We start from the raw sequence: 19151 nt of genomic DNA, 5'->3' as shown, positions 1-19151 counted from the left end.
AAGTCATCAATAACATTCATGCCGATCATGGTTTCCCATAGAGGAAAAAAGTGATCGGCCTGGGATGTTATTGGGCGATCGGCATGGATGTTATTGAGTGATCGGCATGAATGTTATTGAGCGATCGCCATGCGTGGGAATACGCAGCAACTGGCGGCAACCCGGGGCTTAGATGCCTGCGGCGAGCAGGGGGAGTACCACACCATGGTGACCGACGGCCCCGGGTTTGCGGCGCCGCTGACGCTCGGCCACTGGCAGGTGGCGCGCCAGGAGCACCTCGCCTATCTGCAGGAGGACGAGGAATGACCTCTCACGATGGCGACACATAAAAAACGGGAGGCACTGGCCTCCCGTTTTGCTTGTCTATGACGCCGGCCTATCTGGCCAGCTTGCCCAGCACCCGCTTAAGCAGGCGGATGCGCGGCTCGATGCTCTCCAGCAGCAGGAATTCCGCCTCCGAGTGGAAGCCGCCCCCCATGGGGCCGAAGCCATCGAGGGACGGCACGCCTGCGGCGGCGGTGAAGTTGGCATCCGAGCCGCCCCCCGCCTCCAGCCAAGTGAAGGGGACGCCCTCCTCCCTGCCTGCCGCCTCCACCAGTGCCATCAGGGCCTCGGTGTCGCCGCTCGGGCGCATCGCCGGCTTGAAGCTCTGGCGCGCCACCTCGACCCGGCAACCGGCGAGGAAGGGGTTGTTGGCCATGAAGGTGAGCCGGTCGTGCACCGCCTGCGCCTCTTCGTTGCACCAGAAGCGCAAATCCACGATCGCCTCGGCAAAGTCGGGCACCACGTTGACGCCGGTACCGCCCTGCACCACCCCCACGTTCATGGTGGTGCCGGTCTCCATGTTGACCTGCTGGTTGATGGCGAGCACCCAGTGGGCCAGCTCCGTGATGGCGGAGACCCCTTGTGCCAGGGCCGAGCCTGTATGGGAGGCTTTGCCGTGGAAGGTGATGCGGTACTTGGCATTGCCCTTGCGGGCGCTGATGAGATCCCCGCTCGGGCGGGCCGCCTCGGCCACCAGCACGCAGCCGCTCTGTTTGGCTTTTTTCACCAGCCATTCTTTGGACCAGGGGGAACCAATCTCCTCGTCGCAGTTGCAGCAAACCAGCACCTTGAGCCTGGCCAGCACGGCCGGGTCCAGCTCTTTCAAGGCATACCAGGTAGAGAGCAGGCCGCTCTTCATGTCCGAGACGCCGGGGCCAAAGGCCTGATTGCCTTCGATTTTCAGCGGTCGCTTGGCCGCCGTCCCCTCGGGGAAGACGGTGTCCATGTGGCCCACCAGCATGACGTCGTAGTGATCCGCCCCCGGGGCATTGGTTGCCTCGAGGCAGGGGCCGCACTCGGCGGCGAACTGGTGGCGGGTCACCTGCCAGCCGATGGCCTCATATTTCTCGGTCATGATATCGGCGACCCGGGCCACCCCGGCCGGGGTGCGGGTGCCGCAGTCGAGGTTGATGAGCGGGGCGAGATCCGCCAGATAGGTATCGAGGGAGAACGGGCGCGTGAGGTCGTTCATTGTCTTCTCCATGGAACAATCTGCGTAAAACACAGACTGTTTTTGCAACGATAAGAGTGGGCGGGCACTCGACGCCGCCTCGTCAACGGCGGTCGGCCAGCGTGGATCAACTGGCCGCCGCCTCTACTACACCAGAGCCTTTACATGAACAGCAGATAGTTGAGGAGCAGCGCCGTCACCAGGGCCCCCGCCATGGGCACGCTGGTGCGCTTGACCACCACGAAGGGAGAGACCTTGGCGATGCCCGCACAGGCGATGAGCACCGCCGCGATGGGGGAGACGGTGCGGCCGATGCTCGAGGCGAGCTGCATCGGCAGCAGCATGGTCACCGCCGGCACGCCAAACTTGGCTGCCACCGCGGGGGCCAGGGAGGAGAAACTGAGGAAGGCTGCGTTGCCCGAGCCCATGATGACCGCCGCCACCATGATGAGCCCCACCATCACCAGGGTCATCAGGCCGCTGCCGATGCCGGCATTGCTGGCCGAATGGAGCAGGGTGTCGATGGCGCCGATGGCCTTGAGGGATTCGGCGAAGAGCTCGGCACAGACGATGAGCGCCACCACGGGGCCGAACACCTTGCCCATGCCGTCGAGGAAGCTGGAGAGCCCCGCGAAGGCGGTGCGCACCGAGCGGGTGCGCAGCAGCTCGCACAGCATGCCGATAAAGACCGACAGCAGCATGGCCACCTCCACGCTGACGCTGATGCTGGTCACCAGGAGCTTGGAGAAGGTCATCATCAGTACGAAGGGGATGATGGGCAGCAGGCCGTACCAGGTCGGCGCGGCCACCTCGTCCGCCCCTTTTTCGTCAAGCTCGGCGTGCTCGCCGCGATGCAGGGCCGGATCCCAGCCCTCCTGGCGGTCACAGTGCCGCTGCCAGAAGAAGTGCAGCACCATGGTCACCAGCAGCATGGGGACCACCAGCCAGATCTGGTAGTCGACGAAGTAGCTGGTGGGATCCATGCCGGATTGACCGGCGGAGAAGATGGCGTTGGTCTGGGTCGGGCCGATTTCGAACGCCTGGGAGGTGGCGATGACGCCGCAGGCGGAAGCCGGGCTGATGCCGAGGTTGCGCATCACCGGGTACATGGTGACCATCAGCAGCAGGCCAAGGCCGGTGGCGGAGGTGACGAACAGGGAGACGAAGACCGCCACCAGGTAGCAGATGGCCAGCATCAGGTAGCTGGACTGGATGCCCGCCACCGGTTTGACCGCCACCCGCACCAGGGCCTGGGAGGCGCCGATATGGGACATGTAGGTGGCAAAGCCCGCCACCGCCATGATGGTGAGGCCGAGCCCCGCCGCCCGGTAGGAGAAGATCCCTTTGAACACCTCGAACAGGTCGAACAGGGCGAAGCCGGTGCTCTTGTCGGCGGGCAGAATGGGGTGCAGTCCCAGCCAGTAGGCGACGGTGAAGAGGGCCATGCCCGCCAGCGCCAGCACCGCCTGCGGGTTGTAATCCTTGATGATGCCGTAGACCACGGCGATCAGCACGAGCAAGACGAAGACGAGTTCCAAGGTGCACTCCTGACAAGATTATCGAGAAGCGCAATCTAGTGGTGGATCTCCCCTTTCCTCTTGATCACCATCAATAAAGATGGAAAAAGCAAACGATTGTAGATTTTTATTCCAAAAATAAAACTAAAAACGACATTTAACATCACAAAACTGGATCTAGAATGCTCCCCAGGGTATCCCTGACCGACAACCGCCACTTTGTTTGCGTTGGATCAACATCCCGCCGGGGTGAACTGGCCAAGATGCCCGTCGACACAGAGCGACCATTTCGCACCGGAGAGAGTTATGACAAACCAAGCCACCGCAGGCACCCCGACCTGCGACTGCAAGCTGTGGGACATCCTCGTCGAGTCTGCAAAGGAACGCACCACCATTCGTTACTCCAAACTGGCCAGGCAGGCCGGGCTGGAGCAGTGCCAGGATGAACTGCGTACCCTGCTGCAACGCATCCGCATGTATTGCACCGAAAATCACCTGCCCATTCTCTCCGCCATCGTGATGGATGACGTGGGCAAATACGCCGGCCTCTCCTCCAGCCTGCCGGATGCCCCCTGGGAGCGGGCACGGGTCTTCGATCACGAGTGGACCACCCTGCACTGAGTGCCGCCCCCTGAATCCGGAACGCGCCCATACCAGCAGGCGCGTTCTGGTTTTTGGCCCCCGCCGTCCCTTCCCCGACCCCAGCGGCCCCATCCGGCCAGGTGTGCAGCATAAGGGCCTCCCGCCCACGGTCTCCCCCTTTGATACCGCAGCGCATCCCGTCCCAGACCAGCGTGTGCTGGCGCGCGGCCCCCTCCCTTCTCCACTCGGCCTGACTGGTAAAACCAGCCCATCCGGCCATGAGCGTTGCCATGGGGAGACCACAATGCCAGAATCGGGCCCTTGCACGATTTCAGGGCCGCCGGCCCGCAGACAAAGGATCCCCCATGGCCACCACCCTCTATGGCATCAAGAACTGCGACACCATCAAGAAGGCCCGCAAGTGGCTGGAGGAGGCGGGTATCGATTACCGCTTTCATGATCACCGCGCCGACGGTCTGAGCCCGGAGCAGCTCGATCTCTGGCTCGCCAAGCTGGGCTGGGAAGCCCTGCTCAACACCCGTGGCACCACCTTCCGCGCCCTGCCGGAAGCAGAAAAACAGGGGCTCGACACCGCCAAGGCCCGTGACCTGCTGCTGGCCCACCCGGCCATGATCAAGCGCCCGCTGCTGGACCAGGACGGTACCCTGACCCTGGGCTTCAAGGCAGACCTCTATCAATCCCTCTTCTCCCGTTAACTTTTTCTGTTAAGGAACACCGATGTCGGACGTCATCACACTGGCCAAGGATTTGATCAGCCGCCCCTCCGTGACCCCCCTGGATGAAGGGTGCCAGACCCTGATGGCGGAGCGCCTCGCGCGCCTGGGGTTCGTCATCGAACCCATGGTCTTTGAGGACACCACCAACCTCTGGGCACGCCGTGGCAGCGAGGGTCCCCTCTTCTGCTTCGCCGGCCACACCGACGTGGTACCCGCCGGCCCCCTGGAGAAGTGGGACACCCCGCCATTCGAGCCGACCATCAAGGACGGCATGCTCCATGGCCGGGGCGCCGCCGACATGAAGGGGTCCCTGGCCGCCATGGTGGTGGCGACCGAGCGCTTCGTGGCCGAGCACCCGGACCACAAGGGCTCCATCGCGTTTCTCATCACCTCGGATGAAGAGGGGCCCTTCATCAACGGCACGGTACGCGTCATCGACACCCTGGAGGCACGCAACGAGAAGATCCGCTGGTGCATCGTCGGCGAACCCTCCTCCACCGCCCAGGTCGGGGACGTGGTGAAGAACGGCCGTCGCGGCTCCATCACCGGCGATCTGCTGGTGCGCGGGGTGCAGGGCCACGTCGCCTACCCCCATCTGGCGGACAACCCCATCCACAAGGCGGCCCCGGCGCTGGCGGAGCTCGCCGCCATCGAGTGGGACAAGGGCAACGCCTACTTCCCCCCCACCAGCTTCCAGATCGCCAACATCCAGGGCGGCACCGGCGCCTCCAACGTCATCCCGGGGGAGTTGCAGGTCCAGTTCAACTTCCGCTTCAGCACCGAGCTCACCGATGCGGCTATCCGCGAGCGGGTCGAGGCGCTGCTGACCCGTCACGGCCTGGACTTCGAGCTGAAGTGGACCCTCTCCGGCCAGCCCTTCCTGACGGACACCGGCGCCCTGCTGGACGCCACCGTCGCCGCCGTGGCGGCAGTGAACGGCCAGCAGCCGGCCCTGCTCACCACGGGGGGCACATCCGATGGGCGCTTCATCGCTCCCACCGGGGCGGAAGTCATCGAGCTCGGCCCGGTCAACGCCACCATCCACAAGGTGAACGAGTGCGTGAAGGCGGACGATCTGGATCTGCTGGCGGACATGTACCAAGGGGTGCTGGCACGACTGCTGGCATGAGCAGCGCTCCGGACAAGAGAGACCAGACCATGAATCAGGATCAACTGCTTGGGCTGGATGAGAGCCACCTCATCCTGGTGGGGCGCGGCCCCCATCGTCTGACCGCCGCCACCGCGGCGGCCTTCAACGACATGCAGGTGGCTGCCGCCCATGCCGGTTTCAACCTGCAGGCGGCCTCCAGCTGGCGCGGCTTCGAGCGCCAGCTCGCCATCTGGAACGGCAAGTGGCGCGGGGAGCGCCCTCTGCTGGATGCGCACAACCAGCCCCTCGATGCCCTGCAACTGGGCGAGACCGAGCGACTGCACGCCATCCTGCACTGGAGCGCCCTGCCCGGCACCAGCCGCCATCACTGGGGCACGGATCTCGACATCTACGATCCGGACTGCCTGCCCGCCGGCACCCGGCTCGCGCTGGAACCCTGGGAGTACGAGGCGGGCGGCTGGTTTGCCGATTTGCGCGAGTGGCTGGACGATCACATGAACGACTTCGGCTTCTTCCTGCCCTATGCAAAAGGGGAGCAACCGGATCAGGGGGTGGCCTACGAGCCCTGGCACCTGAGCTTCGCGCCCGAATCCGACGGGCTGGCCCTGGATCCGGTGGCGCTGGCGCTTTGTCTGGAACGGGCGGATATTGAAGGCAAGGAGTGCATCCTGGCTCATCTCGACGAGATCCTGGCCCGCTATGTCACCCCGGCACACCACGAAAGGAGATTCTGATGAGCTTGTGGTTATGGATAGGCTTGCCGCTGCTGTTTCTGCTCGGCCTGTTTCTCAACGCCATCAAGGACATGAAGCAGCTCGAGAAACAGCTGCCCAAGTACAAGGACAAGATCCGGGAGGTCAAGGACGACGAGGACGACTGACCCCCTCGCAGGAGCCCGTCGGCGCTCCTGCACCCTTCCCGTCCACGGCATTTTTTCGCCCTCTGCCGCCCCCCTCTGCCTGCACTGAAAGCCCCATCCATTGCCCCCTTTCCCTGCGCTTTCCCGCGCGGGCACGCCACCCTCGCCCTGCTTGAAAACTGCGCAACAAACGTAAAAAACTGCAAAACAATGCACAATTAAGCCACACAAAGGGGGTCAATCTGCATATAATGTGCCTGTTTTGCAGCCCGCCATAAGGAGTTCGCCATTGGATGCCACCACCGTCAACAGTTTCTTCTTCATCGGTGCCCTGTTGGTGGGTGCCAGTGTCCTGTTGAGCGCACTCTCCTCCAGAGTCGGCATCCCCATCCTGGTCATCTTCCTCGCCGTCGGCATGCTGGCGGGTGAGGATGGTCCCGGCGGCATCCACTTCGCCGACTACTCGGTCGCCTACCTGGTGGGCAACCTGGCACTGGCCATCATTCTGCTGGACGGCGGCATGCGCACCCGGGTCTCCTCCTTTCGGGTCGCGCTCTGGCCCGCGCTCTCGCTGGCCACGGTCGGGGTGGCCATCACCACCGGCCTCACGGGCCTCGCCGCCGCCTGGCTGTTCGACCTCAACCTGATGCAGGGGATGCTCATCGGTGCCATCGTCGGCTCCACCGATGCGGCGGCGGTCTTCTCCCTGCTCGGCGGGCGCAGCCTCAACGAGCGGGTCAGCGCCACCCTGGAGATAGAATCGGGCAGCAACGATCCCATGGCGGTCTTTCTCACCGTCACCCTGATCGAGGTGCTGGCCACCGCCCAGCAGGGGCTGGATGCCGGCTTCCTGCTACTGCAACTCGTCAAGCAGTTCGGGCTGGGCGCTGGCATCGGCCTTGCGGGGGGCTGGCTGCTGTGGAAGCTCATCAACAGTGCCAAGCTCGCCCCCGGTCTCTATCCCCTGCTCACGGTGAGCGGCGGCCTGCTCATCTTCGCCCTCACCACGGCGGTGGGGGGCAGCGGCATCCTCGCCATCTACCTCACCGGCCTGCTGCTCGGCAACCTCTCCCTGCGCAGCCGCAGCACCACCCTCTCCGTGCTGGACGGCCTGACCTGGCTCAGCCAGATCGGCATGTTCCTGGTGCTGGGGCTGCTCGCCTCGCCCCACAAGCTGCTGCCCATCGCCCTGCCGGCGCTGGCCCTGGCCATGTGGATGATCCTGTTTGCCCGTCCGGTGTCGGTCTGGATTGGACTGCTGCCGTTCAAGAACTTCGCGCCGCGCGAGCGCTGGTTCATCTCCTGGGTGGGGCTGCGCGGCGCCGTGCCCATCATCCTGGCGGTCTTCCCCATGATGGCGGGGCTGCCCAATGCCCAGCTCTACTTCAATGTCGCCTTCTTCGTGGTGCTGGTTTCGCTCATCCTGCAGGGCAGCTCGCTGCCGTTGGCATCAAAGCTGGCGCGAGTGGAGGTGCCCGCACCGCCCTCTCCCATCAACCGCTCTGGGCTGGAAATCGATCTCGACAGCCAGTGGGAGACCTTCGTCTATCGCCTGAGCGCCGAGAAGTGGTGCATCGGCTCCCCCTTGCGGGAGCTGCGCATGCCTCAGGGCACCCGCATCTGCGCCCTGTTCCGCGGCCAGGAGCTGCTCCACCCCTCGGGCAGTACCTGCCTGCAATCCGATGACATCCTCTGCGTCATCGGCCACGAGCACGACCTGCCCGCCCTCGGTCAGCTCTTCAGCCAGGCGCCGGAGCAGGATCTGGGCCCGCGCTTCTTCGGTGACTTCCTGCTGGAGGCCAACGCCAGGCTGGTGGATCTCGCCCCGCTCTACGGGCTGGATGTGAGCGAGGTGGCGGATCAGAGCCTCGGCGATTTTATTGCCCATCAGTTGGGCGATAATCTGGTGGTCGGTGACCATGTCGCCTGGCAGGGACTGCTCTGGACGGTGGCGGAAATGGAAGAGGGTGAACCCCGCAAGATAGGGGTGCGCTTCCTGGAAGAAGACCCCGTCTAGGCGCCGGCCATCGTAGCCCGCATTTGTGTGAGAAGGGAGTGAACCATGCCTTATCAAACCCTGTTGTCCGGTCTGTATCCTCCCTCGCCCAAGCTGGGCCTCATCGAGGGTTTCTTTGGCAAGGGCTGGAGCTGGGAAGCCCGTGCCCGCTACGCCCAGTGGCTGCCCCGCCACGGCTATGGCTTCTACCTCTACGCCCCCAAGGAAGACGGCTACCTGCGCAAGCACTGGGCCACCCCCTGGCCCGCCGACCAGCTTGAAGCCCTGTGCCAGCTCGCCCGCCAGTGCCGGGAGAACGGTCTGGCCTTCGGGGTGGGCCTGAGCCCCATGGGGGCCCATCACGACTATGCCCGCCAGCGACCCGCCCTGCTGGAGAAGGTGAGGCTCATCGAGGAGGCGCTCAAGCCCGATATCCTGGCGATCCTGTTTGACGACATGAAGGGGGACACCCCGGATCTCGCCCACTGGCAGCTCACCATCGCCCACGACATCGCGGCCCACACCGACGCAGGCCGCCTGCTGTTCTGCCCCAGCTACTACAGCACGGATCCGGTGCTGGAGAAGGTGTTCGGTGCCATGCCCCCCCACTATCTGCAGGATCTGGGTCAGGGGCTCGACAGGCGCATCGATGTCTTCTGGACCGGCCCCAAAGTCTGCTCCACCGAGTATCCGGCTGCCCACCTCAAACAGGCCGCCGACTGGCTCCATCGCAAGCCCTTCCTGTGGGACAACTATCCGGTCAATGACGGCAGCAAGGCGAGCAGCTTCCTGCACCTGCGCGCCTTCGAAAACCGTCCGGCAGAGCTGGCGGATCTCGTGAGCGGCCATGCGGTCAACCCCATGAAGCAGGCGGCCCTCTCGGCCCTGCCGCTCGCCACCCTGCCCATGAGCTACAAGCTCGGCAAGCAGTACGATCCTGACAAGGCGCTGCACGCCTCCCTCAACGCCACCTGCGGGCCGCAGATCTCCGCCATGATCCAGGCCGACCTGCCGCTCTTCCAGGATATCGGTCTGGCCCAGCTCACCCCCGAGCAGGTCATCCACCTCAAGAGCCGCTACCTGCCGTTCCAGGATCAGGCCTGCGTGAACGAGATCCTGCGCTGGCTGGCCGGGGAATACGTGTTCGATCCGGACTGCCTGACCGACTGACCCCATGAGTCCATGAAAAGTGGGTTCATAAAAAAACGGGCCCATGTAAAAGGCCACCTCCCGGGCAGGGAGGTGGCCTTTTTGCATCATCTCTCTTCAGGTGCCCCATGGCGTCACATAGGGCGGCAGATTGAGCGGGTGTTTAACCGAAGGCCAGCCAGACCCCGACAAACAGCATGAGAGAGCCCGCGATCCGGTTCATCAGAGTGACATTGCCGCTCTTGGCGAGGAAATGGCGCAAGGTGCGGCCACCGCTGGCATAGAGCATCAGGCAGGAGAACTCGATGACCAGGATGAGCGCGACCAGGGCCCCTATCTGGGGTGCCATCGGCTTGGCCGCATTGATGAAGGGGGGCAGCAGGGAGACCATGAAGGCCCACCCCTTGGGGTTGGCGATGGCGGTCACGAAACCCTGCACGGCCAGTCCCATGGGGCTGGTCTGCTGACCCGCCGAGAGATCCGCCGGGATGGCCATCTTGCCCTTGGCCTGCCACATCTGGATGCCAAGCCAGACCAGGTAGGCGCCACCTACATATTTGAATGCAGAGAACAGGGCCGGGTAGTTGAGCATGACTGCCGCGACCCCGACCACCGACAACACGGAGACCAGGCCGACGCCGACAAGCTCCCCCCACATCATGTGCAGGGTACGGCGCACCCCCAGACTCATGCCCAGGGTCATCGCCAGGGTCATGCACATACCGGGGGTTACTGAGACAAAAAAGAACGTGGGAATAAAGAGCGCCAAGATGGCGGGATCAATCCAGTCGGACACACTACACCTCCAGGGTAACAAGCAGACGATCTTGCCTATCACACTCTTTTAACACAAGAAAAACCTTTTCATTCAGCAAGAATTCAGCATTAAAAACCCTGTGACAAGGATTGTCGCGCCTGTGTAAGATGCCGCCTCACTCCTCTTTCGGGTTAGGATCTTTCATGTCATTGAATAATCTGTCCATTCGTCTTCAAGTGCTTATCCCTCTCCTGCTCGCCAGCCTGTTGATGCTGCTGATGGCCGTGATCAGCAAACAGGAAATCGACGGTGCCATTCAGGACATGAATGAAACCACCGCCAGCGTTACCCGCCACAAGGACGACATCGCGGCCCTGATCCACGCCACCTACCGGCTGCGCACCAACGCCATCTACGGCCTGTACGATGAGGCCCTCTTCGCCCAGTTGCCGGCCCAGCTCTCCGCCGCCGAACAGGAGATTGGCGCCATCCTGACCAGATTGGTTGTCACCGGTGCCGAGCAGGACAACCGTCAGGTCGCGGCCGCCCTGCAGGCCTACCTCGGCCATACCCGCAGCAGCATGCTGCCCCTGCTGACCGCCAAGTACCAAGGCAGTGGCGATCCCGCCGCCTATGAGCAGGCCCGCCTGCACTTTCGCGATCTGGGGGAGGCGCTCATCAAGCAGATCGATGCCATGTCCGTCCACATCAATCAGCTGACCCAGACTGAGATTGCCGAGGAGCAGGCCCACTACCGCGCGACCCTGCTGCGCACCCTGCTGCTGATGGGGGGCACCCTGATCGCGGCCCTGCTGGGTGGCTGGTGGATCTCCGGGCGCATCGTGCAGCCCATCGGCCAGTTGCAGGAGGTGATGCACGCCGTCGCCCTCGGCCGCTTCAACGTGCGTGCCAATGCCGAAGGCAACAACGAGCTGGGCCAGCTCGCCAGGGATATCAACCGGACCCTGAGCCAGCTTGCCAACACCATCCAGACCCTGACCGGCATCAGTGGCAATGTGGCCTCCGCCGCCACCGAGCTTGCCGCTGTGATGACCCAGGCAGAGGTCAACGCCCAGCAGCAGCGCGGTGAGACCGAACAGGTGGCCTCCGCCGTCACCGAGCTGGCCAGCACCGCCGACAACGTCAACCACAACGCCGCCCTGGCCGACGAGCTGGCCCGGGATGCCAACAGTCGGGTCGAGCAGGGGCTGGCCCTGTTTGCCGAAAGCATCGAGGCCAACGGCCGCATGGCGGGCAGTCTGGAGAACGCCGCGACTGTGGTGGCCAGGCTCAAGTCCCAGTCCGAGCAGATCGGCAAGGTGATCGAAGTCATTCAGAGCATTTCGGAGCAGACCAACCTGTTGGCCCTCAACGCCGCCATCGAGGCGGCCCGCGCCGGTGAAAGCGGCCGCGGCTTTGCGGTGGTGGCCGACGAAGTGCGCCTGCTGGCCGCCCGTACTCAGGACTCCACCAAGGAGATCCAGGCCATCATCGAGCAGTTGCAGAGCCAGTCCCTCTCCGCCAACAGCGGCGTGCAGCAGACCCTGGAGATCCTCGGCCACAACCGGCAGCTCTCCGCCGAGGTACAGGCCTTGCTGGGGGGCATCACGGACGCGGTCAACCAGATCAACGGTGCCAACGCCCAGGTGGCGACCGCGGCAGAACAACAATCCTGCGTCACCGCCGACATCAGCCGCAACCTCACCAACATCCACGAGATCGTGAACCAGAACGCTGCCGGCATCAGCCAGAGTGCCGCCGCCAGTCACGAACTGTCACAGCTCGCCGAGCAGCAGCGCAGGCAGCTCGCCCAGTTCCAGCTCTGATCCCGAGAGGGTCTCTTCGATACCGCGGGGCCCGGCGCAGGCCCCGCACTTGCCCCTCCCCCTTCACGCCTCCTGTTTAAAACGGGTTTTTGCCATCAAGGTGTCATTGGGGACTGGGCTGCATTCACAAATGTGGGTATGGTAGAGGCACGTCACTCCCCCTCATCGAGAGATCATCATGAGCCTGAAGTTCAAGAAACCCGCTTTTATCATGCTCGGCCTCATCGCCCTGCTCTCCGCACTCTGGCTCGATTTCTATCTGCCGGAACACACCATCGCCACCATCACCGGGGTGGAGGTGAAGCGCACCGACAAGGATGGCCCCATCAGCCAGAAGAACCCGGCTGACGGCCCCACCACCGACGTCTATTACATCTACACCGAGCGCCCCGGCGAGAAGATCCGGGTGTTTCGCAATGAAGACACCGAATGGGGCTGGCCCTTCTACTTCAAGTTCAACGCCGCCGACGTCCAGGCCAAGGCCAAGTCCATGGAGTTCGAAAAACGCCTGGCCATCATCACCTCCTACGGCTGGCGCGTGAACATGTTCTCCATGTTCCCCAACGTCACCAAGATCGCGAGCACCGAGCCCGATGCCTCCACCTGGAGCTTCTTCCGCTGGTTCTGGTTCGGTGTCTGGGCCCTGGTGATGGGCAAGGCGGCCATCGCCACCTGGCGCTACTTCGATCGCCTCGAGGACGAGATATGAGCGAGCCGAGCAAGACCCGCACCAGCTTCTATCGCCGGCTCTACGTGGCTCACCTCATCAGTCAGGGCACGGACACCGTGCCCGCCATCATGGAGGCGACCGGCATGCCGCGCCGCACCGCCCAGGACACCCTCAGCGCCCTGGCGGAGCTCGATATCCAGTGCGCCTTCGAGCAGACCGAGGGGGCTCGCCATCTGCAGGGGCACTACCGCATCAGCGACTGGGGGCCCATCAATCCGGCCTGGATTGCCGCGCAGCTTCCCGTCATCAGGCAGACCCTGGGGTATCCCTGACACCCCGGACCCGGGTCTGCTCCCATAGAGAAGGGGCCAGCCTTGCGGCTGGCCCCTTTCTTGTCTGGCCTGATATCCCGTTGCCCTCCCCCGGACTCACTCCCCTTCGCCGAAAGACGCTTCCGGCAGCGGCTCCGCCGACTCACCCCTGGTGCAGTCGATGATGGAGCGCTTGGGATTGTTGGGGTCGCGCAGCAACAGGGGGGCCATCCCCTCGTCATGCAGCCTCTCGTCGGCAAATTCGCTGCCATAGGCGTTATGGGTCAGCCTGCGGGCATTGGCGATGGGGGTATCCACGAAGAGGGCATGTACCTCGAAGGTGGAGGCCGGCACCAGGAAACCGACGATGGGCAGGCCGTGCAACTCCTGATGGACCTTGTACCAGGCAAAGCCCTCGCTCACCTTGTCAGGGGTATACATGGCGAGCTGCGGATTGGCCGGGCGCCCGGTCTCGATGTCGAGATGAAGGGTGTCCAGCTCGCAGGTCGCCAGCCCCTGCCACATCTTCTCGAACGGGGTCGCACAACCCGTCAGTTGCATGCATGTCAGCAGCGCCAACGTCCCTTTCCACATTCCCAACCCCTTATCCGATGTCCAGGATGTCAACCAAATGAGCGCAGTCGCTGCACCAGCAACTCGATGAAACCGACCCTGTCGAGCCCCAGCAGCACCAGGGCATTGGCCGGTTTGCCGGTCAGGTCGTAGCGATCCACCACCGTCATGCCCAGGGTATGGGTTCCGCCGGTTTCGATATCGACCCGGCACTCCACCCCGTGAAACAGGGAGGGCGCCAGCAGCCAGGCGATGGTACAGGGGTCATGGAGCGGCGCGCCAGCAAATCCCCACTTGGGATCCCGATGATAGATCATGAAAAAGTCGAGCAGCTGTGCCACGCACTGCGCCACCGGGTTGGGAATGGCGCGTACCCGCTCGATATCCTCGTCCATCACCTGGGCCTCGTGGGTCACGTCCAGCCCGCACATGGTGATGGGCAGCCCCGACTTGAAGACCATATCGGCCGCTTCGGGATCCACATAAATATTGAATTCCGCCGCGGGGGTCCAGTTGCCTGCACCGGCGGCGCCCCCCATCAGCACAATGCGGGCGATCTTCTGCTTGAGCTCGGGGTGGGCCGCCAGCAAGAGGGCAATGTTGGTGAGCGGCCCGGTCGGCACCAGGGTGACCGGCTCCGGGCTCTCGCGCAGACATCTTGCCATCAGTTCAAGGGCGCTCATCGCCCAGGGAGCAAAGGCGGGATCCGGCAGCTCTGGGCCGTCCAGCCCCGATTCGCCGTGGACGTTGTCGGCGATGATGAGCTCACGGGCCAGGGGCTTGGCTGCCCCCGCCGCCACCGGGATGTCGTCGCGGCCGAGCAGAGTCAGGATGCGCAGGGCATTGTTGAGGGTCTTGTCCGGGGTCTGGTTGCCCGCGCTGGTGGTGACCGCCAGCACCTTCAGCTCGGGGCTCGCCAGCGCCAGAATGAGGGCGATGGCATCATCGTGGCCAGGATCGCAATCGAGAATAACGGGCAACGCCATGGACAGACTCCTTACAACATGACAGGGAGCCATACCTTAGCAAGAGATGGCCAGATGAACTCAGGAGGGAGTCACAAAACGCCTCAACCAACGAGATCAAGTACTTGGCGATATGCTTCGGGAGCGGACATCCAGATTCGCCGCGCCACCATCGTTCGGGTATGATCCCTCTCCCTTCATCGTCCGGTTGCCCCATGTCCGCCATCATCGACACCTTTGTTGCTCCGCTCTGCGCCGCCACCATCGAGATCCTGTTTGAGGATGCGCATCTGCTGCTCATCAACAAGCCGAGCGGCCTGCTGAGCCTCTCGGGCAAGAACCCGCAGAACCTCGATTCGGTCCATTACCGGCTGGTACAGGATTACCCCGGCTGCACCCTGGTGCACCGCCTCGACTTTGGCACCTCGGGCGTCATGGTGGTGGCCAAAAACAAGAGCATCAACGCCCTGCTCTGCCACCAGTTCAGCCAGCGCACCGTGAGCAAGGCTTACGAGGCACTGCTCTGCGGCCATCTGGCGGTGGATGAGGGCGTCATCGACGCATCCATCGCCAAGGATCCGGCGCTGTTCCCGCTGATGAGCATCTGCGCCGCCAGCGGCAAACCCGCCCGCTCACGCTATCGGGTAATGGAGCGATTCACCCTGGAGGGGGCAGGCCAGCCGGTGCCATTGACCCGGGTCAGGCTGGTACCGGAAACCGGGCGCACCCACCAGCTGCGCATCCACAGCCAGTGGCTGGGCCATCCCATCCTGGGATGCGATCTGTATGGCGGCCTGCTCCCGCCCGGCTGCGAACGAGCCCCCAGACTGATGCTGCACGCCAGTGAACTCGGTTTTGTGCACCCGGTGAGCGGCGAAGCGGTACAGATCCGCTGTGAAGCGCCCTTTGCGCAGGCACTGGCGGCCATGACGGTGCAACAGGGGTAACGAAGAAGGGGGAAAGCAGGGTCAGGAAGGCAAAAGGGGCAAACGGCGGATAAAGATAGGGGCCGCGCTTTCGCAACGGCCCCCACCCCCCACTCGGTGTGGTGCTATCAGATCAGCTTGCGGGCGGCGCCCAGCACGATCTTGATGGCATCAGATTCGGTTTTCGCCATGGTTTCGGCGTTCGGGATTTCCTGCTGGGTACGGTTCACGATGACACCGGCCACCATGCCCGCACGCAGGCCCTGGCTGGTACACATGGTCAGCAGGGTCGCGGACTCCATCTCGTAGTTCAGCACTCCCATGGCTTGCCACTCTTTCATGGAACCCTGGAAACGTTGTACCACGCGGCCGGATACGGTGTCGTAACGCTCCTGACCCGGGTAGAAGGTGTCAGAAGAAGCAGTGACGCCCACATGCAGCTTGGAGCCCAGCTCCTTGGCGGTGTTCACCAGGGCGGTGGTGCAGTCGAAGTCGGCCACTGCCGGGAACTCCATCGGCGCGAAGTGCAGGCTGGCACCGTCGAGGCGCACGGAGCCGGTGGTGACGATCACGTCGCCCACGTTCAGGTGCGGCTGGATGGCGCCGGTGGTGCCGATGCGCAGGAAGGTACGGATACCCAGCTGGGCCAGCTCTTCCACCGCGATGGAGGTGGACGGGCCACCAATACCGGTGGAGCAGATGATCACGGCCTTGCCGTCCATCTCGCCGCGCCAGGTGGTGAATTCACGATGGCTGGCCAGGTGCACCGGGTTGTCCAACAGTTCTGCGATGCGCTTCACGCGCTCGGGGTCACCGGGGACGATCGCCAGGGTGGCGCCTTGCAGATCCGCTTTTTTCAAACCCAAGTGAAATACATCAGACATAGTGGACTCCTGGTTGCGCCCCGCCGCATGGCAGCCGAGTGCAGTTAAGGTGATTCTTTACGGTACTTTCAAGCCGGTATCCCCTCATCCGGGGAAGCGCCAACTATGGTCGAAAGCGCTTTCCAATTCCTTGATACGCCTCACACTTCTGCGCTTCAAAGCTGACAAAAATGGCGCGAAACGTTTGCTAAGATGATGAATTTCTTGAAAAACGTTTTTACGTTCCTTTTGCACTACCATCCCTTGTCAAGCCTTGAGCGACCGTCCATTTAAAGAGCGCGATCGAGTCCACAAAGTTGCAAACGAGATACCATTGACCCCTTCTCATCCCCTCCGACGCTGTTATGTTGGCGCCCGCATACCACTTAATGGCTAATCATACGGAGTCCATCATGGCGACATTCAAGTTCTACATTCCCGCAATCAACCTGATGGGGGCGGGCTGCCTGCAGGAGGCGGCAGCGGATATCCAGGGACATGGCTATCGCAAGGCGCTCATCGTCACCGACAAGATCCTGGGCCAGATTGGCGTGGTGGGCCGGCTTGCCGCCCTCTTGGCCGAGCACGGCATCGACGCAGTGGTGTTCGATGAGACCAGACCCAATCCCACCGTGGCCAATGTCGAGGCGGGTCTTGCGATGATCCGGGCCCACGGCTGTGACTGCGTCATTTCGCTCGGCGGCGGCTCACCCCACGACTGCGCCAAGGGCATCGCCCTGGTGGCCGCCAATGGGGGCAGCATCAAGGATTACGAGGGGGTGGATCGCTCCGACAAGCCGCAGTTGCCGCTCATCGCCATCAATACCACCGCCGGCACCGCCTCCGAGATGACCCGTTTTTGCATCATTACCGACGAATCCCGTCAGGTGAAAATGGCCATCATCGACAAGCACGTCACGCCGCTGATGTCGGTCAACGATCCGGAACTGATGCTGGCCAAGCCCGCCGGCCTCACCGCCGCCACCGGCATGGATGCCCTGACCCACGCCATCGAGGCCTATGTCTCCACCGCCGCCACCCCGGTCACCGATGCCAGCGCCGTGATGGCCATCGCACTGATTGCCGAACACCTTCGCACCGCCGTGCATCAGGGGGAGGATCTCCATGCCCGTGAGCAGATGGCCTATGCCCAGTTCCTGGCCGGCATGGCCTTCAACAACGCAAGCCTGGGCTATGTGCACGCCATGGCTCACCAGCTCGGGGGCTTCTACGACCTGCCCCACGGGGTGTGCAATGCGGTGCTGCTGCCCCATGTCCAGGCCTACAACGCCCGGGTGTGCGCCGGCCGGCTCAAGGATGTGGCCCGTCATATGGGGGTGGATGTGAGCGCCATGAGCGATGAGCAGGGTGCGGCGGCAGCCATTGACGCCATCCGGCAACTGGCTCGCGACGTCAAGATCCCCGCCGGTCTGGAGCAGCTCGGGGTCAGGGCCGACGACCTCGACGTGCTGGCCAACAATGCGCTCAAGGATGCCTGTGGTCTCACCAACCCCAGGCAGGCGACTCACGCGGAGATCGTCGCCATCTTCCGCGCCGCCATGTAAGGGGGCAAGATCTGCCAGGGCCGCCACGCGGCCCTTTTTATTGGCTGATGGATCAATGGCTTTTTACTTCCGCACGGGGAGTGGGTATGATTTGCCGAGCTAAAAAGACTGTATGGATGATCTGAACCCGATATGCGGATGAAACACCTGATTGCCGCGGCCCTGACCGCCCTCACCCTGTCCGGTTGCAGCCTGGTCTATCGCATCGATATTCCCCAGGGCAACTATGTGGAACAAAAGCAGGTCGACAAGCTGCGCCAAGGCATGACCCGCGAACAGGTCGAGTTCGTGCTGGGTTCTCCCATGTTGCGCGACAGCTTTGACCCCAACACCTGGTACTACCTCTATGAGTTCCAGCCCGGTCGGGGCGACAAGGAGCGCAAGGAGCTGACCCTCAACTTCGTGGGTGACAGACTGGCCACCGTGACCGGTGATTTCCCTCTCCCTGCCGCCTTCACCACACCGCTCTAGATGACACCACAAAACCGGCTTCTGCCGGTTTTGTTCTCTCTGGCCCCGGTGATGTCTCCGGGCCACACTCTGGATGCCTCATTGCCCCGAGGAGATCATCATGAGTCGATTCTTGATTGCCGGCGCCACCGGTCTGATTGGCAAAGCCTTGCTGCGCGAGCTGGGGACGGAGCACGACCTCCTCCTGCTCTGCCGCAAACCGGGCGACCCCGCTCCGGGACGCACCTGGCTGCCCACCTCGTTCGACGCGCTGGACAGATTGACGTTGCCCTCCCCTGTGGATATTGCCTTCTGCTGCCTTGGCACAACCCGCAAGGATGCCGGCTCGGCCGAGGCATTTCGCCGGGTCGATCTCGACTATGTGCTGGCCTTTGCCGCACTCGCCCGTCGCCACGGCTGCCGCCGCCTGCTGGTGGTCTCCAGTCTGGGCGCCAACCCGGGTTCCCCTGCCCTCTATCCCCGCACCAAGGGCGAGATGGAGCAGGCCCTGCTGGCCCAGGAGTGGCAGCGGCTTGTCATCCTGCGCCCGGCCATGCTGCTCGGCCATCGCGAACCTGCGCGCCGTTCGGAACAGATCATCCAGGCCATCTATCCGCTGGTAAAGCCCCTGCTGCGCGGGTCGCTGCGCCGCTGGCGTGCCATCGAGGCCAGTCAGGTGGCGCACGCCATGGCGCGCCTTGCCATCCAGGAGAGCGGGATAGAGACGGTGGAAAACGAGCGCCTGCTCACCCTGTGATGCCCCGTGTCGGGCGAGACGATCACAAAGGGGCGCCACGGC

The 19151-nt window shown here is 63.5% G+C and carries 21 protein-coding genes; 15 read left to right on the top strand and 6 right to left on the bottom strand.

Annotation, left to right across the window (positions count from 1 at the left end; all coding sequences use genetic code 11):
* Positions 1-129: 129 nt before the first annotated feature.
* Positions 130-306, top strand: coding sequence for a hypothetical protein (locus MUW49_RS12800; protein WP_244812860.1), 177 nt, complete (start codon positions 130-132; stop codon positions 304-306).
* 70 nt (positions 307-376) lie between these two features.
* On the opposite strand, the gene MUW49_RS12795 is transcribed toward MUW49_RS12800, so the two are convergent.
* Together MUW49_RS12795 and dcuC are read right to left on the bottom strand one after the other, a co-directional pair.
* Positions 377-1516: a M20 family metallopeptidase gene (locus MUW49_RS12795; RefSeq protein WP_244812859.1), complete on the bottom strand. Its 1140-nt coding sequence runs from the start codon at positions 1514-1516 to the stop codon at positions 377-379.
* Positions 1517-1656: 140 nt separating this feature from the next.
* Complete coding sequence (gene dcuC, locus MUW49_RS12790) at positions 1657-3033, bottom strand: C4-dicarboxylate transporter DcuC (RefSeq protein WP_049636352.1); 1377 nt, start codon at positions 3031-3033, stop codon at positions 1657-1659.
* 285 nt (positions 3034-3318) lie between these two features.
* Between dcuC and MUW49_RS12785 the strand changes: the two genes are divergently transcribed.
* The 7 genes from MUW49_RS12785 (at position 3319) to MUW49_RS12755 (ending at position 9467) form a co-directional block, all read left to right on the top strand.
* Positions 3319-3633 carry a hypothetical protein gene (locus MUW49_RS12785; protein ID WP_010674057.1) on the top strand — a complete coding sequence of 105 codons (315 nt, stop codon included), beginning with the start codon at positions 3319-3321 and terminating at the stop codon, positions 3631-3633.
* 326 nt (positions 3634-3959) lie between these two features.
* The gene (locus tag MUW49_RS12780) at positions 3960-4310 is read left to right on the top strand and encodes an ArsC family reductase (RefSeq protein ID WP_039039874.1); all 351 of its coding nucleotides are present in this window, start codon (positions 3960-3962) and stop codon (positions 4308-4310) included.
* A gap of 22 nt (positions 4311-4332) precedes the next feature.
* On the top strand, positions 4333-5460 hold the full coding sequence (dapE, locus tag MUW49_RS12775) for a succinyl-diaminopimelate desuccinylase (RefSeq protein WP_010674050.1): 1128 nt from the start codon (positions 4333-4335) through the stop codon (positions 5458-5460).
* A gap of 29 nt (positions 5461-5489) precedes the next feature.
* The gene (locus tag MUW49_RS12770) at positions 5490-6176 is read left to right on the top strand and encodes a M15 family metallopeptidase (protein WP_043154557.1); all 687 of its coding nucleotides are present in this window, start codon (positions 5490-5492) and stop codon (positions 6174-6176) included.
* Positions 6176-6322: a hypothetical protein gene (locus tag MUW49_RS12765; protein WP_010674048.1), complete on the top strand. Its 147-nt coding sequence runs from the start codon at positions 6176-6178 to the stop codon at positions 6320-6322. The genes MUW49_RS12770 and MUW49_RS12765 overlap by 1 nt, the downstream gene beginning before the upstream one ends.
* Positions 6323-6590: 268 nt before the next feature.
* Entirely contained in the window at positions 6591-8318 is a 1728-nt protein-coding gene (locus tag MUW49_RS12760; RefSeq protein ID WP_010674047.1) for a potassium/proton antiporter, read from the top strand.
* A gap of 45 nt (positions 8319-8363) precedes the next feature.
* Positions 8364-9467, top strand: a complete 1104-nt coding sequence (locus MUW49_RS12755; protein WP_045525256.1) for a beta-N-acetylglucosaminidase domain-containing protein — start codon at positions 8364-8366, stop codon at positions 9465-9467.
* 142 nt (positions 9468-9609) lie between these two features.
* Here MUW49_RS12755 and MUW49_RS12750 read toward each other — a convergent pair whose 3' ends face one another.
* Positions 9610-10242, bottom strand: coding sequence for a LysE family translocator (locus MUW49_RS12750; protein ID WP_039039878.1), 633 nt, complete (start codon positions 10240-10242; stop codon positions 9610-9612).
* A gap of 164 nt (positions 10243-10406) precedes the next feature.
* Between MUW49_RS12750 and MUW49_RS12745 the strand changes: the two genes are divergently transcribed.
* The 3 genes from MUW49_RS12745 (at position 10407) to MUW49_RS12735 (ending at position 13031) form a co-directional block, all read left to right on the top strand.
* Positions 10407-12029 (top strand): methyl-accepting chemotaxis protein, encoded by a 1623-nt coding sequence (locus MUW49_RS12745; RefSeq protein WP_041215567.1) that lies wholly within the window; start codon positions 10407-10409, stop codon positions 12027-12029.
* 178 nt (positions 12030-12207) lie between these two features.
* Positions 12208-12738: a DUF1523 family protein gene (locus tag MUW49_RS12740; RefSeq protein ID WP_010674042.1), complete on the top strand. Its 531-nt coding sequence runs from the start codon at positions 12208-12210 to the stop codon at positions 12736-12738.
* On the top strand, positions 12735-13031 hold the full coding sequence (locus MUW49_RS12735; RefSeq protein ID WP_039039881.1) for a winged helix-turn-helix domain-containing protein: 297 nt from the start codon (positions 12735-12737) through the stop codon (positions 13029-13031). Before MUW49_RS12740 ends, MUW49_RS12735 begins: the two co-directional genes overlap by 4 nt.
* 96 nt (positions 13032-13127) lie before the next feature.
* Here the strand turns inward: MUW49_RS12735 and MUW49_RS12730 are convergent, their stop codons facing one another.
* Together MUW49_RS12730 and rihA are read right to left on the bottom strand one after the other, a co-directional pair.
* The gene (locus MUW49_RS12730) at positions 13128-13604 is read right to left on the bottom strand and encodes a hypothetical protein (RefSeq protein ID WP_244812858.1); all 477 of its coding nucleotides are present in this window, start codon (positions 13602-13604) and stop codon (positions 13128-13130) included.
* Between the two features lie 29 nt (positions 13605-13633).
* Positions 13634-14569: a pyrimidine-specific ribonucleoside hydrolase RihA gene (rihA, locus tag MUW49_RS12725; protein ID WP_043154549.1), complete on the bottom strand. Its 936-nt coding sequence runs from the start codon at positions 14567-14569 to the stop codon at positions 13634-13636.
* A 161-nt stretch (positions 14570-14730) separates the two neighbouring features.
* Between rihA and MUW49_RS12720 the strand changes: the two genes are divergently transcribed.
* Positions 14731-15495: an RluA family pseudouridine synthase gene (locus MUW49_RS12720; protein ID WP_244812857.1), complete on the top strand. Its 765-nt coding sequence runs from the start codon at positions 14731-14733 to the stop codon at positions 15493-15495.
* Positions 15496-15602: 107 nt separating this feature from the next.
* Here the strand turns inward: MUW49_RS12720 and udp are convergent, their stop codons facing one another.
* Positions 15603-16358: a uridine phosphorylase gene (udp, locus tag MUW49_RS12715; RefSeq protein ID WP_010674037.1), complete on the bottom strand. Its 756-nt coding sequence runs from the start codon at positions 16356-16358 to the stop codon at positions 15603-15605.
* A gap of 392 nt (positions 16359-16750) precedes the next feature.
* Here udp and yiaY point away from each other — a divergent pair, with 392 nt between their 5' ends.
* From yiaY to MUW49_RS12700, 3 genes are all read left to right on the top strand, one after another.
* Positions 16751-17902 (top strand): L-threonine dehydrogenase, encoded by a 1152-nt coding sequence (yiaY, locus tag MUW49_RS12710; RefSeq protein ID WP_161469814.1) that lies wholly within the window; start codon positions 16751-16753, stop codon positions 17900-17902.
* A 132-nt stretch (positions 17903-18034) separates the two neighbouring features.
* A complete protein-coding gene (locus MUW49_RS12705; RefSeq protein ID WP_029314185.1) occupies positions 18035-18373 on the top strand; it encodes an outer membrane protein assembly factor BamE in 339 nt (112 codons plus the stop codon).
* A gap of 100 nt (positions 18374-18473) precedes the next feature.
* Positions 18474-19109, top strand: a complete 636-nt coding sequence (locus MUW49_RS12700; RefSeq protein WP_041212681.1) for an NAD-dependent epimerase/dehydratase family protein — start codon at positions 18474-18476, stop codon at positions 19107-19109.
* Positions 19110-19151 lie beyond the last annotated feature (42 nt).

Origin of the sequence: Aeromonas sp. LsrichE-8G, from assembly GCF_022869435.1 — a bacterium.
GTDB classification, from domain to species: Bacteria; Pseudomonadota; Gammaproteobacteria; order Enterobacterales; family Aeromonadaceae; genus Aeromonas; species Aeromonas caviae.
Note: the sequence above shows the minus strand (reverse complement) of the source record. Positions and strands in the feature narration are given on the sequence as shown.

What these genes read in the sequence shown, in the direction of transcription:
- MUW49_RS12800 (WP_244812860.1), top strand. Translation starts at nt 130, where the DNA reads ATGCGTGGGAATACGCAGCAACTGGCGGCAACCCGGGGCTTAGATGCC.
- MUW49_RS12795 (WP_244812859.1), bottom strand. Translation starts at nt 1,516, where the DNA reads ATGAACGACCTCACGCGCCCGTTCTCCCTCGATACCTATCTGGCGGAT.
- MUW49_RS12785 (WP_010674057.1), top strand. Translation starts at nt 3,319, where the DNA reads ATGACAAACCAAGCCACCGCAGGCACCCCGACCTGCGACTGCAAGCTG.
- MUW49_RS12780 (WP_039039874.1), top strand. Translation starts at nt 3,960, where the DNA reads ATGGCCACCACCCTCTATGGCATCAAGAACTGCGACACCATCAAGAAG.
- dapE (WP_010674050.1), top strand. Translation starts at nt 4,333, where the DNA reads ATGTCGGACGTCATCACACTGGCCAAGGATTTGATCAGCCGCCCCTCC.
- MUW49_RS12770 (WP_043154557.1), top strand. Translation starts at nt 5,490, where the DNA reads ATGAATCAGGATCAACTGCTTGGGCTGGATGAGAGCCACCTCATCCTG.
- MUW49_RS12765 (WP_010674048.1), top strand. Translation starts at nt 6,176, where the DNA reads ATGAGCTTGTGGTTATGGATAGGCTTGCCGCTGCTGTTTCTGCTCGGC.
- MUW49_RS12755 (WP_045525256.1), top strand. Translation starts at nt 8,364, where the DNA reads ATGCCTTATCAAACCCTGTTGTCCGGTCTGTATCCTCCCTCGCCCAAG.
- MUW49_RS12745 (WP_041215567.1), top strand. Translation starts at nt 10,407, where the DNA reads ATGTCATTGAATAATCTGTCCATTCGTCTTCAAGTGCTTATCCCTCTC.
- MUW49_RS12740 (WP_010674042.1), top strand. Translation starts at nt 12,208, where the DNA reads ATGAGCCTGAAGTTCAAGAAACCCGCTTTTATCATGCTCGGCCTCATC.
- MUW49_RS12735 (WP_039039881.1), top strand. Translation starts at nt 12,735, where the DNA reads ATGAGCGAGCCGAGCAAGACCCGCACCAGCTTCTATCGCCGGCTCTAC.
- MUW49_RS12730 (WP_244812858.1), bottom strand. Translation starts at nt 13,604, where the DNA reads ATGTGGAAAGGGACGTTGGCGCTGCTGACATGCATGCAACTGACGGGT.
- rihA (WP_043154549.1), bottom strand. Translation starts at nt 14,569, where the DNA reads ATGGCGTTGCCCGTTATTCTCGATTGCGATCCTGGCCACGATGATGCC.
- MUW49_RS12720 (WP_244812857.1), top strand. Translation starts at nt 14,731, where the DNA reads ATGATCCCTCTCCCTTCATCGTCCGGTTGCCCCATGTCCGCCATCATC.
- udp (WP_010674037.1), bottom strand. Translation starts at nt 16,358, where the DNA reads ATGTCTGATGTATTTCACTTGGGTTTGAAAAAAGCGGATCTGCAAGGC.
- yiaY (WP_161469814.1), top strand. Translation starts at nt 16,751, where the DNA reads ATGGCGACATTCAAGTTCTACATTCCCGCAATCAACCTGATGGGGGCG.
- MUW49_RS12705 (WP_029314185.1), top strand. Translation starts at nt 18,035, where the DNA reads ATGCGGATGAAACACCTGATTGCCGCGGCCCTGACCGCCCTCACCCTG.
- MUW49_RS12700 (WP_041212681.1), top strand. Translation starts at nt 18,474, where the DNA reads ATGAGTCGATTCTTGATTGCCGGCGCCACCGGTCTGATTGGCAAAGCC.